Below are 13,261 nucleotides of genomic sequence, written 5' to 3' on the forward strand. Positions count from 1 at the left end.
GGCCCCCACTCCAGCGAAGGAGAAGCCATGGACCCCACAGCCGGCGCCTCGGGACGCGTACTGTCCGCCGACGGAACACCAATCGCCTGGGAACGGCACGGGGAAGGCCCACCCCTGGTGGTGGTGGACCCGATCATGATGGACCGGACCACCTCGGGAATGGCCGGTGTTGCCGAGCGGCTTGCTTCGGGCCACACCGTCTACACCTATGACCGGCGGGGGAAAGGCGAAAGCGGCGACGGGGAGGAATACACGGCCGAATCCGAGGTCGATGATCTTCTTGCGGTCGTGGAAACTGCCGGCGGGACAGCGGATGTGCTGGGCACCTCCTCCGGTGCGATCCTGGCGCTGCGGGCAGCTTCGGAATCCGCCGTTATCTCCAGCGTGGTGGCCGTGGAACCGCCCCTTTCCGATGATGGTGACTCCGGGACGGACATCCGTCCCCAGCTCGCGGCACTCATCGAAGCCGGCGACCGCGCCGGCGCGATCCGGCTGTTCCAGGAATCCATCGGTGTCCCCGGGGACATGATTCAATCCTCGGGGCCCAGCCAGTTCGAAGCCGCGGCGCACACCATTTCCTACGACCTCACGCTGATGATCGACACGGATATCCGCAGCCTGACCGGAGTCCGGGTGCCGGTCCTCGTTTTGGCCAGCAGCGGCAGCGATGAGCGGCTGCAGGAGTGGGCGCGGAACACTGCGGAGGTGCTTCCTGAAGGCTCATTCCGGCTCCTGGCCGGCGGATGGCATGGCATTGAAGATGCCGAGCTGGCCGCCGCCGTCGAAGCGTTCCTCGCGTAGGGCAGAGGCTCGCGCCCCCACGGGCGTGCTGCCCGGCGCGTAAGGTAAGAATGTCTTCAGCACGACCGACCGGAGGAGGCGGCCCCATGACGCACCGTAATGATCCTGAGGTCATATCCCGCCTGCTCTCGGCCCGAGGCCGGTGGGCTGTGGTGGGGCTGTCCACCAATCCGCTGCGCCCCGCCGTGGGGGTGTCCCGGTTTATCCAGGACACACTGGGGATGGAAGTCATCCCGGTGAACCTCAAGGGAGAGGACGTTCACGGGAACAAGGGCTACACCCGTCTCGCCGAAGTTCCCGGCCAGATCGACGTCGTTGACTGTTTTGTGAACTCCGCGAGGGTGGGCAGCGTTGTGGACCAGGCCATCGATGCCGGCGCGAAGGCGGTGTGGCTGCAGCTGGGTGTTATTGATGAAGCGGCTGCCCAGCGTGCGCACGACGCCGGGCTCGACGTCGTGATGGACACCTGCCCGGTGATCGAAGCCGGGCGCTACGGACTGTAGGCCAGCCGCAGGTCTCTGTCCCTACCCCCGCTGATCCACCGGCAGCGACCGGTGGACCTGCCATGCCGCGCGCATCTGCTCCCGGGTGCCGGAAGGATTGGCAGCGTGCCACTCGCGGGAGAATCGGTTCAGCTCAAACTGCTGGCCGATCGGCCGGGGTGCCTCTCCCCGGGTGGCGTGCCAGTGATCGAGCGCCGCGCCCATGGTTGCGGTGCCGTCATTGGCGGCGAAGAACTCCCGCATGGGTGCGTCGAACCGGAAGCCGGGGCCGAGGGCATTCACGAAAAATTCCCGCAGGACCTGGCTGCAGGGATGCCCGGCCGGGATCACGGTATGAATCGTCAGCGGGGGCACCAGGCGGCGGACCTGGTTCTGCCGCGTGGCCCGGGCAGGCGCTTCGGGCAGGGGTTCGCCGGCCAGGAAGGCCGCAACCCGGTCGCCCAGTAATTCCTTGGATCCGGAGGCGGGCAGCCCCTGGGCCCGGGCAAAGCCAACGAGCTCTTCCTTCAGCCAATACCAGCGCCGGAACTCGGCCGCGGTGAGAGTGGGGGAGAGGGCCGGGCGTTCCGAAAGAGTCACTGCTCTATCCTCCCTGACCCGGGCGGATACGGCTGCAGGCACCGCCTCGGTATTTTTGTGGCGGCCCCCGTCGGTATCAGGGTCAGTGCGCCGCGCCCATCTCCACCAGGAGCACACCGCCGATGATCAGGATGATGCCGAACCCCATCAGCCAGGTCAGGGCCTCCTTGAACAGGATCCGCCCCAGGACCGCGGTCAGCGCCACGCCGGCGGCAGCCCAGATTCCGTAGGCAACGCCCAGCGGCATCCCGGTCCGGAGCGTTGCTGACAGCAGCACGAAGGCGCCCACATAGCCGGTTACCACGACGGCGTACCAGCCGGGCGCGGAGAGCGCAGCCTTCAGCGAGAGGGAACCGGACACTTCCAGCAGGATGGCGCCAGCCAGGAAAAGCCAGCCTTTCATGCGTGGTTCGGACCGGCAGCGGTGGAGGCTGTTCGGGAATCCGTCATACATCCATCCTGCCCTACCGGCGGCGTCTGGTGGGTCACCACGAACGCAGAACCGGACGCAGCGGGCCGGGCCGGGTTACGTAACAAAGCCGCTGTGTGACGCCCGGAGCGTCACACAGCGACGTGCCGGGCCATACACTGACATGTTCTTGCCGGGCTGGGGCTGTCCCGGCTTACATGGACCCGTAACCATCCAGAGCGGCTGAGAGACCTGGCTCCATGACGCCGCAGCAACCCCTTCCGTAATCCTGCGGAGGAGAGGGGTGCTACCGCCAGGACCGATGGAGAAGCACCCGCTTTCTTTTGGTCTCCCCTGGGTGCGCCTCAGCGCATCCAGGGGTATGCCGTGCGGTGCTCACCTCTTCCCGGGCAATGACCGAAGGAGGACGGCATGATTCGGATCGAGAATGTTTCGACCGTTTTTGGCACCGGGGATTCCCGTTTCACAGCTGTGGATGACGTGTCACTGGAGATTCCGCGGGGCAGCATCCAGGGAATCATTGGCTTCTCCGGGGCCGGTAAATCCACGCTGCTGCGCAACATCAACCTCTTGGAACGCCCCACCTCCGGACGGATCCTGGTGGACGGTGTGGACGTCACTGCCCTGGATGACGCGGCCCTGCGCGCCACCCGGCACGGGATCGGCATGATCTTCCAGCACTTCAACCTGCTGAACAACCGCACCGCGGCGCAGAACGTGGAACTTTCGCTGAAGTTCTCCGGGGTCAAAAACGCCGCCGAGCGCCGCCGCCGGGCACTCGAGGCGCTCGCCGTCGTCGATCTGTCCGACAAAGCGGGAGCGTATCCGGCCAAGCTTTCCGGCGGCCAGAAGCAGCGGGTGGCAATCGCCCGGGCGCTGGCCACCGAGCCGAAGGTGCTGCTGTGCGACGAGCCCACCTCCGCCGTCGACCCGCGGACCACTGCCTCCGTGCTGCAGTACCTCAGCGATGTGAACGCCCGCTTCGGCATCACGATCGTGGTGGTGACCCACGAAATGAACGTCATCAAGGCGATCGCAGACAATGTGGCCGTGATGGAGGACGGGCGGGTAGTGGAACAGTTCGCGCTCACGGACCTGCAGCAGCCCGGTTTCAGCCCCGCCACCTCGATCGGCCGCTACCTGATCTCGGACGAAATCAGTCTGGACCGTGCCGACAGAAAGCCGGCCGGCCGCCGGCTCGAAGGAGCCCACCGTGCTTGAGCGCATCATCGAAGTCTGGCCCGAACTGCTCACAGCCCTGGGCCAGACCGGCATCATGCTCCTGGTGGCCATCCCGCTGGCCGTGCTGATCGGCACGCCGCTGGGTGTCCTGCTGTACACGCTCGGCCCCAACGGGCTGGTCCACAAGCCCAAACTGCACCGGGTCCTGGATTCGCTGGTCAACCTGGTCCGGTCCTTTCCGTTCCTGATCCTGCTGATCGCGATCATCCCGTTCACCCGCTTCGTCGTGGGCACCACCATCGGCACGGCGGCGGTGATCGTGCCGCTGACCATCAACGCGATCCCGTATTTCGCCCGGTTCGTGGAACAGAACATCACCGCTCTCGGCGGGGGTGTGGTGGAGGCTGCCCGGTCCATGGGCGCCACCCGGGGGCAGATTGTCCGCGACGTCCTGCTCGTGGAAGCACGGCCGGGGCTGATCAGCTCCGTGACCATCATGACGGTCAGCTTCATCTCCTATTCCGCGATGGCCGGGCTTGTCGGCGGCGGCGGAATCGGCGACTTCGCCATCCGCTACGGCTATTACCGCTACGAAACCGGGCTGATGATCACCGCGATCGTCCTGATGATCCTGCTGGTGCAGGCCGTCCAGCTGGGCGGCTCTTGGATTTCCCGGCGCGCGGACAAGCGTCTTTAGCCTTCAACCGAAAGAACCACCATGCCTATCCCCAGTACCCGGTTTTCCGGGCCCCGGCCGCGCCTGCTGCTGAACGCGTTCCTGATGAACACCACCAGCCACATCCGTGGCGGCCAGTGGCGCCACCCGGACGCCGAACAGCACCGGTTCAACGAGCTCGGCTTCTGGACGGACCTGGCCCGGCAGCTCGAAGCGGCGAAGTTCGACGCCCTCTTTTTCGCCGACGTCGTGGGCCTGTATGGAAACCACGACGGCGGCTGGGCCTCGCATGTGCGCCGCGGCCTGCAGGTGCCGGCCAACGATCCCGTACTGCTGCTCGCGGCGCTGGCCGGAGCCACCTCGGAGATCGGTCTGGCGGCGACATCGTCGGTGGTGCAAAGCCACCCCTTCCAGTTCGCCCGGCAGATGTCCACGCTGGATCACCTCTCCGGCGGCCGCGCCGGCTGGAACATCGTCACCTCGGTGCTGGAGAACGCACACCGCAATTTCGACGGCGCCGGGCTCACGGAACACGACCGCCGGTATGACTGGGCGGATGAGTATACGGACGCGGTGTACAAGCTGTGGGAAGGCTCCTGGGACGACGGCGCGCTGATGCAGGACAAGGCCTCCGGTGTCCACGCGGACCCGGAGAAGGTGCACAAGATCCACCACCGCGGCGAGCGCTACTCCATCGACGGACCGCACCTGAGCGCGCCGTCCGCGCAGCGCACCCCCGTGCTCTTCCAGGCCGGCAGCTCCGGACGCGGCCAGCAGTTCGCGGCGGCCAACGCCGAAGCCACGTTCATCTTTGCGCCGAACCCCGCCCATGCCGCCAAGGTGGCGGCCGGGGTCCGGTCCCGGGCCGTCGAGGCCGGGCGGTTGCCGGACGATGTCAAGGTCTTCACCGGACTGTCCTTTGTGGTCGGCGGCACCGAAGCCGAAGCCCGGCGCAAAAAGGCCGAACTGGACGAATACCTGGACCTGGACGCCGTGATCGCGCACATCGGCGGCGGCCTGGGAATCGACCTCGGCGGGCTCGATCTTGACACCCCGCTTGGCGACGTGCAGACCGAAGGCGGCCGCGGCGTGCTGCAGGCCATCATCGACTCCACCCCGGGCGGCAACCCGACCCTGGCTGACGTCGCCCGGTACCGGACCGAAGCGCAGCAGATCACCGGCACACCGGAGCAGATTGCCGATGAACTCGAGCGCTGGCAGGACGCCGGCGTGGACGGCATCAACATCATCAATGCTGTGCTGCCCGGCTCCTACACCGATTTCATTGGCGGGGTGCTGCCGGAACTGCGCCGCCGCGGGCTGGCCCAGAACGAGTACGCGCCGGGAACCCTGCGCGAAAAGCTCTTCGGCAACGGGCCGCTGCTGAACGAACGCCACCCGGCCGCCCGCTTCCGCGGAGCCTTCACCGCCGCTGCCCACGAAACCGGCCTTGCAACCGCAGGAGAAACCCGATGACCGCCAGCCTGCTTCACCGCTACGGCCGCAGCACCAGTGCCGGCCAGGAACATTGGTTCGCACTGGCCGACGAGGTTGCCGCGATCCTCGGTGCCGACGCCCTGGAACGGGACCTGGCGAACAAACCGCCCTTCACCGAGGTGGAAATCCTGCGACGGTCCGGCCTGCTGCCGCTGACCATTCCCACCCGCTTCGGCGGCGCAGGAATTGACTGGCCCACGGCGTTCGAGATTGTGCAGCGGATCGCCCGGGCGGACAACTCCATCGGCCAGCTGCTCGGCTACCACTACATTTTCCAGTCCTTCCCGTACCTCGACCTGGACGAGGAACGCGGGCAGGCACTCGCGGACGAATGCCTGGCCCAGCAGTGGCTCTGGTCCTCCACCGGCACCCCGCAGGGACCGCAGGCCACCGCCCGGCGCGTCGACGGCGGCTACCGTGTCACCGGTAAAAAGCCGTTCTCCACCGGCAGCCGGGTCGCCGACAGGATTTACGGCCGGGCAATTGTCGACGGCGGAGACCGGCTGGCGCTGATCATCGACACCGCATCCGAGGGAGTGATCCGCCACGACGACTGGGACGTCCTTGGCTCCCGGCTTACGGCAACAAACACCATCGAATTCCGCGACGTTTTTGTGCCGGGTGGGGACGTGATCACGAATCTGGGAGCGCACGACGGCGAACGCCGTCCACACCAGGTCCTCACCACCCCCGCATTCCAGCTGCTCTTCGCGCATGCCTACCTGGCCGCAGCCGAAGGCGCCGTCCTCGCAGCCCGGGACTACACGCGCAGCAGTGCGCGGCCCTGGTTCCACGCCGAGGTGGAGTCCGCTGCGGAAGATCCGTTTATCCAGAACCACTACGGCTCCTTCACGGCCGCGCTGCAGACGCTGGCCGCCGTCGTCGACCATGCCGCCACGGCGCTGCAGTGGGCCTGGGATGCCGGGGAGGAGCTGACCGCGGCGGACCGGGCCGGAGTGGCCGAACAGATTGCCGCTGCGAAGGTTACCGCCCACGAAGTGTCCCTGGACGTCACCGCACGGGTTTTCGACGTCACCGGGGCACGCGCTGCGGGCAGCAAATACGGCTTTGACCGCTACTGGCGGGACGTCCGCACCCACACCCTCCACGATCCGGTGGCCTACAAATACAACGAACTCGGCCGCTACTTCCTCAACGGCACCGAACCCGTTCCCTCCGCCTACCGGTAACCACTCACGTCACCCACCCCTTACGAAGGACAACCATGGAACGCAGGAACTTTCTCAAGCTGGCCCTGGCGGGCGCAGGCGCCGCCTCGCTCACCGCCGCCACCGGCTGCGGCCTCACCGGCGGGGCGTCCGCCTCGGATGACAAGACCATCAAGATCATTGTCACCGAGTCCGCCCCCTATCAGGAGCCCACGAAGATCGCCGTCGAACTGCTCAAGGCCCAGGGCTGGACGCTGGAACCCACGTACGTCACCGACATCGTGCAGCCGAACCTGGCCGTCTCCAACGGCGAATTCGACGCCAACTACTTCCAGCACGGCGCCTACCTGCAGCAGTTCAACGTGGACCAGAAGCTGGAAGTTCAGCCGCTGTTCTACGTCTACGGCTCACCCGGCGGCATCTGGTCCGAGCGCTACTCCAGCCTGCAGGAACTCCCGGACGGCGCCCGGATCGCCTTGCCGGTGGACCCCTCGAACAACGGCCGCGCGCTCCTGCTGCTGCGCGACGCCGGGCTGCTGGAACTGAAGGACGGTGTGGGGGTGATCCATACGTCGCAGGAAACCATCACCGCCAACCCGAAGAACCTGACCTTTGTGGAAGTGGACCAGCAGTCGCTGTCCAAGACGCTGCCCGACGTCGACGCCGGGTTCCTGTTCGTGCGCCTGGCCGCCGAAATTGGACTCTCACCTGATGACGCCCTGGCGTTCGAGAAGGAAGCGGACCAGATTCCGTTCCGGTGCGTCGTCGCCGGAACAGTGGAATTCGCAGAAACCGAAAAGGCGAAGGTACTCAAGGAGGCCTACCAGTCACCCGAGGTCAAGGAGTGGTTTGCCGGCTACATGGACGGTGTGCTGCCCACACCGTGGGACGCTGACCCGCTTGAGGAACTCGACTCCTGGTGGCAGGCCTAAAGCTTGCCGAAGCGGGCCCGCATAATGCCCAGGTACAGGCCGTAGCAAATCAGCCCCACCCCGACGGCGCCCAGCGCCAGCCAGCCCTGGGGCGCCTCCTTCAAGGCGTGCAGGGCGCCGTCCAAACCGGTGGACTTCTGCGGGTCCGCGGTGGCGGCGGCAGCAATGACCAGGCCGCCCAGAATAAGCAGTGAGAGGCCCTTCGCGGTGAAACCCGTGATCCCCGTGATGGTCACTGCACGCTGCCAGGGTCCGCTCGGGATCGGTCCGAGGTTCTTCCGGAACGTCCGCATCACGCCCTTGTAGACGAAGTAAATCCCGATGCCGGCGACCACCGCACCGATCAGGCCCACCAGGATCTGGCCTGCGGGCTGGCTGAGAAGCCGGGCCGTCCAGGTGGCCTGGTTCTGCCCGCTGTCACTGGAACCACCGAGCGCGAAAACACCGAAGCTGATGCCAATGGCGCCGTAGACAACAGCTGAACCGGCATCGGTCGCCCGTTTCTTCCAGACTTCCTTCCGGCTGCCGGCCGAGTCAAGGAACGCGCGGCTGACCTGGAACAGCGCCAGCGCAAGGCAGCCAAGGAAACAGGCCCAGATCAGGAAGATGCCACCCGGCCGGGAAGCGAGCGCGGACATCGCACCGGAGGAGTCGGCACTGCCCCCGTCACCGAACGCGATCTGCAGCGCAATGAGGCCAATCAGGGCGTGCAGCAAGCCACTGGCCACGTAGCCCATGCGCGCTGCCCGCTCAAATGACTTGGAGTCGGCAGCACGCTCTGCGGCCTGCGTCATCCTGCCCCCGCCGGCGTTTGCCCGGTCCTTGCCCAATCCATCCTCCAAAGGTTGCCGGCGCCCGGTGGGGCCGCCGAAGTAGTGCGTGTGCTTAGTGGTTTCTCCATCCTGCCATCTGTGGTGCGCGGGACCTACGCGGCGCTAAGGTCAATTCATGGACGCCGCAACCCTGAGGCAGTACTGCCTGTCCCTGACCGGAGCCTATGAGGACTTTCCGTTTGGCCCCGAATCCTCGGTGTTCAAGGTGCGTGCAGCCGGTGCAGGGCGGCCGGCCAAAATGTTCGCCCTGTCCGCCCTGGCCGGCGATCCGCTGACCATCAGCCTCAAATGTGAACCCGAGCTCGCGCAGCAGCTGCGGGCCGCCAATCCGGAAATCACCGGGGCCTGGCATATGAACAAGACCCACTGGAACCAGCTGGACCTCACCGGAAACCTGGCTGATGACGTGGTGCGGAACCTGGTGGAGGATTCCTATGACCTGGTGGTGGCCTCCCTGCCCCGCCGGGACCGGGAATCCCTGGCCTGGAAGGGGCTGGCCGGGGGATGACACAGCGGAAACTGACCTACCTGGATCCCGGCCGGACCGAACGCCCGTACCCGGTGCCGCTGGAGGGCGGCTGGCCTCCGCGGTACCGGCTGGTGCTGCGAGAGGAACGCATTCCTGTGAAGGATCCGGCGCTGGGGTTCCTGCGCCTGGTCGACGGCGTGCTCGGCTGGGACCTGCACCGCGGCAGCGGACTGTGGGTGGATCCCGGTACACCCCGCGCCCGTCCGGGATTGGAAATGTCCTCCGGCGTGGGGATCGGCCCGCTGCGCTGGCACGCGCCGTGCCGAGTCCTGTGGAGCACTGAACCCATGCTCGACGACGGCGGCCGTCCGGTGCCTGGCCAGCGGGCAGGTTTCGGGTACGGCACGCTGCGCGGACACCCCGAGGCCGGCGAGGAAGGGTTCTACGGTGAGCTCAGCGAAGACGGGCAGCTGTATTTCCGGGTTGCCGCGTTCAGCCGGCCCGCGAACCTGCTCATCAAAGTCGGCGGTCCGCTGAACCGGCGCACGCAGCAGATGTTTACGAACCGGTATTTCCGGACCGCCCGGCGGCTGGCGGCGGGAAAGGCGTAGGCCGACCTACCAGCTCACCCCTCGGCGTCGGGCAGCTGAGTCCTGTGGTGGAGGACAAAGGCCAGGTCCGGGCCCGAGGATTCCACCGGCATAAAGCCCGCTGTCAGGAGCAGGGACATCGAGGCATCGTTCTGTTCGTCGGTATACGCGGTCACCCGTTCAACACCCGGCTGGGCCAGCGCGAAGCGGCTGAGCGCAATCAGAGCCTCGGTGGCATACCCGCCGCCCCGCCGTGAGGGAACAATGTTGTAGGTGACTTCCACGGCGCCGTCGACCGGAGCGCCCAGGAAACCGATGGTCCCAATGACGGCCCCACCGCGCTCGCGGATCAGCCGGGCACCGAAAATCCCGGCCCGGGGGCCAAGCAGCCCGGCCTGAAAGTACTGCGTGGCCGCGTCCTCATCGACGGCCTGCGGAAAGTCCTCAGCCCAGGACGGGCACCGGACACCGACAATCAAAGCGTCAACGTCTGCCGCTGACATCTCCGCCAGCTCCAGCCGGGCGGACAGCAGGCTGCCCGCGGGCACCTGCTCCTCAGAAATTGTGGTCACGATGAATATTCTTCCCTATGGATTCACCCGGAAACGTCCATTCGACGGCAAAAATATCCAGTGTCCACGGTTTCTGCAAGCTCCAAGATTCCACTGGTTCCCCGGGAGAATCCCGCCCCCGCCTCCGGTACGGCAGCACACCGCGTAACACGGGGCAGCAGGGCGTCATTGACCTTCATTTCCTACCCTTTACGGCAGCTGCAGCGGCATACTCGTCACCAAGATCAAGAGTCCCAACGACAAGCTCTGGCTGGTTGGGCGGCAACCCTCTCCCGTAGCGGGGTGCCCCAGATGAGGATCCGGCCGCGCACAGACCGTGCCAGGCAAGTACGGCCCCTCTTCGGCGGCTCCCCAACCGGGTGATTGCTGCGCGCCGTCGGCAGGCGGGTGCCTTGGACTGAAGGACGCGATATGACCATCGTCGATAACGAAGTAGAGCTGCAGGCCGCCCGTTCGCCCTGGAACGGGCATGCTTCCCCCGAAGAACTGGATCACTGGAGCAGGACCGCGGAGGATGTTGCCGCCGCACTGGCCGCGGACGTCCTGGAACGGGACCGCCGGAACGTCGACCCGCATGCCGAGGTGGAACTGCTGCGGCGTTCCGGGCTGCTCAACCTGATCATCCCCGCGGAGTGGGGCGGCCGGGGCGGACACTGGGAAAGCGCGCTGCATGCCGTGCGGATCCTGGCGCGGACGGACGCGTCGATCGCGCAGATCCTTGCCTACCACTACGCCAACCTCGGCGCCGTCGTTTTCTACGGCAGCGCAGAGGTGCAGGAGCGTCTGTTCCGCCGCTCGGCGCAGGCCGGCTGGTCCTGGGGTGATTCGGTGAATCCCGTGGACCCCAGCCTGGAACTCGTTCCGGACGGGAACGGCTACCGGCTGGAGGGCATCAAGCATTTTTCCACCGGTGCGTCCGTGGGCAATGCCATCCTGGTCAACGCGGTCATTTCCGCCGGCGAAGACCAGGGGAAATTCCTGGCACTGGCGGTTGATCATGACCGGGCCGGAATCGAATATCTCGGCAACTGGGATGCCCTGGGCCAGCGCCTTTCCGCCAGCGGTTCGGTGAAGTACCGCGGCGTGCAGATCACGTCGGAAGACATCATCGGCGAGGTGGGTGAGGAACCGTTCTCCACGCTGGTCACCCCCTACATCCAGCTGGCCTTCGGCAACCTCTACCTGGGTATCGCCCAGGGAGCCCTGGCACGCGGACGTGAGATTACGCTGGGCCGCAGGAACTCCTGGTTCCTTTCCAGCGCCGAAACCTACGCCCAGGATCCGCTGACCCAGCGGGTCTACGGTGAACTGGATTCCCGCATCGCTGCCGTGGAGGCGCTGGCGGACCGGATAAACCGCCGGTTCGACGGCGTGATTGCCGCCGGCGGCCAGCTGACCGCCGAAGCACGGGCGGAGCATGCCATTGAGATCGCCCGGCTCAAGGTGGTCTCCAGTGAGGTGGGCGTGGACACGGCCAACCGTATCTTCGAGGTGACCGGATCATCCTCGGCGAAGTCTGCGGTAGGCCTGGACCTCTTCTGGCGCAACATCCGCACGCACAGCCTGCATGATCCGGTCGACTACAAAAAGGTTGAGGTCGGGGCCAACTACCTGCTCGGTGAAGTCCAGCCGATTTCGCTCTACACCTAAGCCCGGGCTGCGGCGCAGCACCACCACCCTGCCCGGACGGGCGAAACCAGGAGCACCACTATGACTGACACTCTCACCGACACCTCCACGGCCCATGCCAGGGCCGCCGCCAAGTACCGGCCGGTCTTCGAACGCATCGCGGCCGGGGCGCTGGACCGCGAGCTGGCCCGGGAACTTCCGTTCGAACAGATCAACTGGCTGCGGGAGGCCGGCTTCGGGGCCGCCCGCATCCCCGCTGAGTTCGGCGGGGACGGCCTGGGCTGGGCGGAATTCACCGATCTGCTGATCGAGCTGGCAACGGCGGACAGCCATATTCCACAGGCCCTGCGCGGACATATCGCACTCGTGGAGGACAGCCTCTACCACCACGGCCGGGGTGACGACCGCAGCGGCTGGCTTCGGCGCTTCGCAGCCGGCGAGCTGGCCGGCAACGCCTGGACCGAACCCGGCGCCGGCGGCACGGCCACGGTCCTGGCCGAAACGGACGCCGGGCTGGTGCTCGACGGGCGGAAGTTCTACACCACGGGCACCATCTTCGCCGATTGGATCGACGTCACCGCCAAGCGGCCGGACGGCTCCCACGTCTCGGTGATCGTCGCCACCCGGACCTCCGGCGTCGAGACCTATGACGACTGGGACGGTTTCGGCCAGCGGCTGACCGGCAGCGGGACCACGGTTTTCACCAATGCTGCAGTGGACCCCGCCCACGTGTTTGCCTTCGAAAACCGGTTCCCGTACCAGACCGCGCTGTACCAGCACATCCTGCTGGTGGTCCTCGCGGGAATCGCGCAGGCGGCCGTTACCGAAGCCGGCACCCAGGTGCGGGAGCGCAAACGGGTTTTCGGCAACGGTAACGCACCTCTGGTCCGGCAGGACCCCCAGATCCTGCAGGTGGTCGGCGAGATCAGCGCAAAAGCCTACGTAGCCAGGGCCGCAGCACTCAGCGTGGCGCACAGCCTGGACCGGGTCTTCGCGGCCCGGGAGCAGGGCGCCGACGTCGAGAAGGCGGCGAATATTGCCGCTGAGCTGGAATCTGCCCGGGCCCAGACCGTACTGAGCACGCTGGTGCCGGAGGCGGCTGGAGCGATCTTCAACGCCCTCGGCGCGTCCTCCACCAGCGCCAGCAAGGCCCTGGACCGGCACTGGCGGAACGCGCGCACGGTGGCGACCCATAATCCGTTCATTTACAAGGCCCGGATCGTGGGGGACTGGGAAGTCAACGCCGCTGAGCCCCCGTTCATCTGGGGCATCGGGGAAGCGGCGGCACAGGAAGCTGCCGGCGCCGCGGGGCTACCGCTCCCGGCCGGTACGCGGGACCAGCCGGGGACGGCCGGCTGACCCCGCAACGCAGAACACCCGCCCGGGAATCCCGGGCGGG

15 protein-coding genes and 2 riboswitches are annotated in these 13,261 nt (G+C 66.7%); of the genes, 11 read left to right on the plus strand and 4 right to left on the minus strand.

Annotation, left to right across the window (positions count from 1 at the left end; translation table 11 throughout):
* Positions 1-27 precede the first annotated feature (27 nt).
* The gene (locus H9639_RS07050; protein ID WP_191807375.1) at positions 28-801 is read left to right on the plus strand and encodes an alpha/beta fold hydrolase; all 774 of its coding nucleotides are present in this window, start codon (positions 28-30) and stop codon (positions 799-801) included.
* A gap of 86 nt (positions 802-887) precedes the next feature.
* On the plus strand, positions 888-1,304 hold the full coding sequence (locus H9639_RS07055; protein WP_191807376.1) for a CoA-binding protein: 417 nt from the start codon (positions 888-890) through the stop codon (positions 1,302-1,304).
* A 21-nt stretch (positions 1,305-1,325) separates the two neighbouring features.
* Here the strand turns inward: H9639_RS07055 and H9639_RS17160 are convergent, their stop codons facing one another.
* Positions 1,326-1,883 (minus strand): DUF6434 domain-containing protein, encoded by a 558-nt coding sequence (locus tag H9639_RS17160; RefSeq protein ID WP_191807377.1) that lies wholly within the window; start codon positions 1,881-1,883, stop codon positions 1,326-1,328.
* An 82-nt stretch (positions 1,884-1,965) separates the two neighbouring features.
* Positions 1,966-2,286 (minus strand): DMT family transporter, encoded by a 321-nt coding sequence (locus tag H9639_RS07065; RefSeq protein WP_191807378.1) that lies wholly within the window; start codon positions 2,284-2,286, stop codon positions 1,966-1,968.
* Between the two features lie 233 nt (positions 2,287-2,519).
* A riboswitch (SAM riboswitch) is annotated at positions 2,520-2,621 on the plus strand.
* A gap of 103 nt (positions 2,622-2,724) precedes the next feature.
* On the opposite strand from H9639_RS07065, the gene H9639_RS07070 reads away from it, so the two are divergent.
* The 5 genes from H9639_RS07070 to H9639_RS07090 are packed head-to-tail and all read left to right on the plus strand — an operon-like array spanning position 2,725 to position 7,769.
* Positions 2,725-3,534 carry a methionine ABC transporter ATP-binding protein gene (locus H9639_RS07070; RefSeq protein ID WP_191807379.1) on the plus strand — a complete coding sequence of 270 codons (810 nt, stop codon included), beginning with the start codon at positions 2,725-2,727 and terminating at the stop codon, positions 3,532-3,534.
* Positions 3,527-4,192 carry a methionine ABC transporter permease gene (locus H9639_RS07075; protein WP_191745181.1) on the plus strand — a complete coding sequence of 222 codons (666 nt, stop codon included), beginning with the start codon at positions 3,527-3,529 and terminating at the stop codon, positions 4,190-4,192. The genes H9639_RS07070 and H9639_RS07075 overlap by 8 nt, the downstream gene beginning before the upstream one ends.
* Before the next feature lie 21 nt (positions 4,193-4,213).
* Positions 4,214-5,647 (plus strand): LLM class flavin-dependent oxidoreductase, encoded by a 1,434-nt coding sequence (locus H9639_RS07080; RefSeq protein ID WP_191807380.1) that lies wholly within the window; start codon positions 4,214-4,216, stop codon positions 5,645-5,647.
* Positions 5,644-6,858, plus strand: a complete 1,215-nt coding sequence (locus H9639_RS07085; RefSeq protein WP_191807381.1) for an acyl-CoA dehydrogenase family protein — start codon at positions 5,644-5,646, stop codon at positions 6,856-6,858. Before H9639_RS07080 ends, H9639_RS07085 begins: the two co-directional genes overlap by 4 nt.
* A 35-nt stretch (positions 6,859-6,893) precedes the next feature.
* On the plus strand, positions 6,894-7,769 hold the full coding sequence (locus H9639_RS07090; protein ID WP_191807382.1) for a MetQ/NlpA family ABC transporter substrate-binding protein: 876 nt from the start codon (positions 6,894-6,896) through the stop codon (positions 7,767-7,769).
* Here the strand turns inward: H9639_RS07090 and H9639_RS07095 are convergent.
* Complete coding sequence (locus tag H9639_RS07095) at positions 7,766-8,563, minus strand: DUF1206 domain-containing protein (RefSeq protein WP_191745177.1); 798 nt, start codon at positions 8,561-8,563, stop codon at positions 7,766-7,768. The two genes, H9639_RS07090 and H9639_RS07095, sit on opposite strands and share 4 nt — an antisense overlap.
* Positions 8,564-8,717: 154 nt before the next feature.
* Between H9639_RS07095 and H9639_RS07100 the strand changes: the two genes are divergently transcribed.
* A complete protein-coding gene (locus H9639_RS07100) occupies positions 8,718-9,110 on the plus strand; it encodes an MmcQ/YjbR family DNA-binding protein (protein WP_191745176.1) in 393 nt (130 codons plus the stop codon).
* Positions 9,107-9,682 (plus strand): DUF1990 family protein, encoded by a 576-nt coding sequence (locus tag H9639_RS07105; protein ID WP_191807383.1) that lies wholly within the window; start codon positions 9,107-9,109, stop codon positions 9,680-9,682. The genes H9639_RS07100 and H9639_RS07105 overlap by 4 nt, the downstream gene beginning before the upstream one ends.
* A gap of 14 nt (positions 9,683-9,696) precedes the next feature.
* On the opposite strand, the gene H9639_RS07110 is transcribed toward H9639_RS07105, so the two are convergent.
* Complete coding sequence (locus H9639_RS07110; RefSeq protein WP_191807384.1) at positions 9,697-10,233, minus strand: GNAT family N-acetyltransferase; 537 nt, start codon at positions 10,231-10,233, stop codon at positions 9,697-9,699.
* A gap of 222 nt (positions 10,234-10,455) precedes the next feature.
* A riboswitch (SAM riboswitch) is annotated at positions 10,456-10,569 on the plus strand.
* A 75-nt stretch (positions 10,570-10,644) separates the two neighbouring features.
* On the opposite strand from H9639_RS07110, the gene H9639_RS07115 reads away from it, so the two are divergent.
* Positions 10,645-11,883: an acyl-CoA dehydrogenase family protein gene (locus H9639_RS07115; RefSeq protein WP_191807385.1), complete on the plus strand. Its 1,239-nt coding sequence runs from the start codon at positions 10,645-10,647 to the stop codon at positions 11,881-11,883.
* Positions 11,884-11,943: 60 nt separating this feature from the next.
* Complete coding sequence (locus H9639_RS07120; protein WP_191745172.1) at positions 11,944-13,221, plus strand: acyl-CoA dehydrogenase family protein; 1,278 nt, start codon at positions 11,944-11,946, stop codon at positions 13,219-13,221.
* Positions 13,222-13,261: the final 40 nt, after the last annotated feature.

Origin of the sequence: Arthrobacter gallicola, from assembly GCF_014836775.1 — a bacterium.
GTDB classification, from domain to species: Bacteria; Actinomycetota; Actinomycetes; order Actinomycetales; family Micrococcaceae; genus Arthrobacter_B; species Arthrobacter_B gallicola.

Excerpts from the sequence above, each read along its gene's own strand:
- H9639_RS07050 (WP_191807375.1), top strand. The coding sequence starts at position 28 with ATGGACCCCACAGCCGGCGCCTCGGGACGCGTACTGTCCGCCGACGGA.
- H9639_RS07055 (WP_191807376.1), top strand. The coding sequence starts at position 888 with ATGACGCACCGTAATGATCCTGAGGTCATATCCCGCCTGCTCTCGGCC.
- H9639_RS07065 (WP_191807378.1), bottom strand. The coding sequence starts at position 2,286 with ATGAAAGGCTGGCTTTTCCTGGCTGGCGCCATCCTGCTGGAAGTGTCC.
- H9639_RS07070 (WP_191807379.1), top strand. The coding sequence starts at position 2,725 with ATGATTCGGATCGAGAATGTTTCGACCGTTTTTGGCACCGGGGATTCC.
- H9639_RS07080 (WP_191807380.1), top strand. The coding sequence starts at position 4,214 with ATGCCTATCCCCAGTACCCGGTTTTCCGGGCCCCGGCCGCGCCTGCTG.
- H9639_RS07085 (WP_191807381.1), top strand. The coding sequence starts at position 5,644 with ATGACCGCCAGCCTGCTTCACCGCTACGGCCGCAGCACCAGTGCCGGC.
- H9639_RS07090 (WP_191807382.1), top strand. The coding sequence starts at position 6,894 with ATGGAACGCAGGAACTTTCTCAAGCTGGCCCTGGCGGGCGCAGGCGCC.
- H9639_RS07095 (WP_191745177.1), bottom strand. The coding sequence starts at position 8,563 with ATGACGCAGGCCGCAGAGCGTGCTGCCGACTCCAAGTCATTTGAGCGG.
- H9639_RS07100 (WP_191745176.1), top strand. The coding sequence starts at position 8,718 with ATGGACGCCGCAACCCTGAGGCAGTACTGCCTGTCCCTGACCGGAGCC.
- H9639_RS07105 (WP_191807383.1), top strand. The coding sequence starts at position 9,107 with ATGACACAGCGGAAACTGACCTACCTGGATCCCGGCCGGACCGAACGC.
- H9639_RS07115 (WP_191807385.1), top strand. The coding sequence starts at position 10,645 with ATGACCATCGTCGATAACGAAGTAGAGCTGCAGGCCGCCCGTTCGCCC.
- H9639_RS07120 (WP_191745172.1), top strand. The coding sequence starts at position 11,944 with ATGACTGACACTCTCACCGACACCTCCACGGCCCATGCCAGGGCCGCC.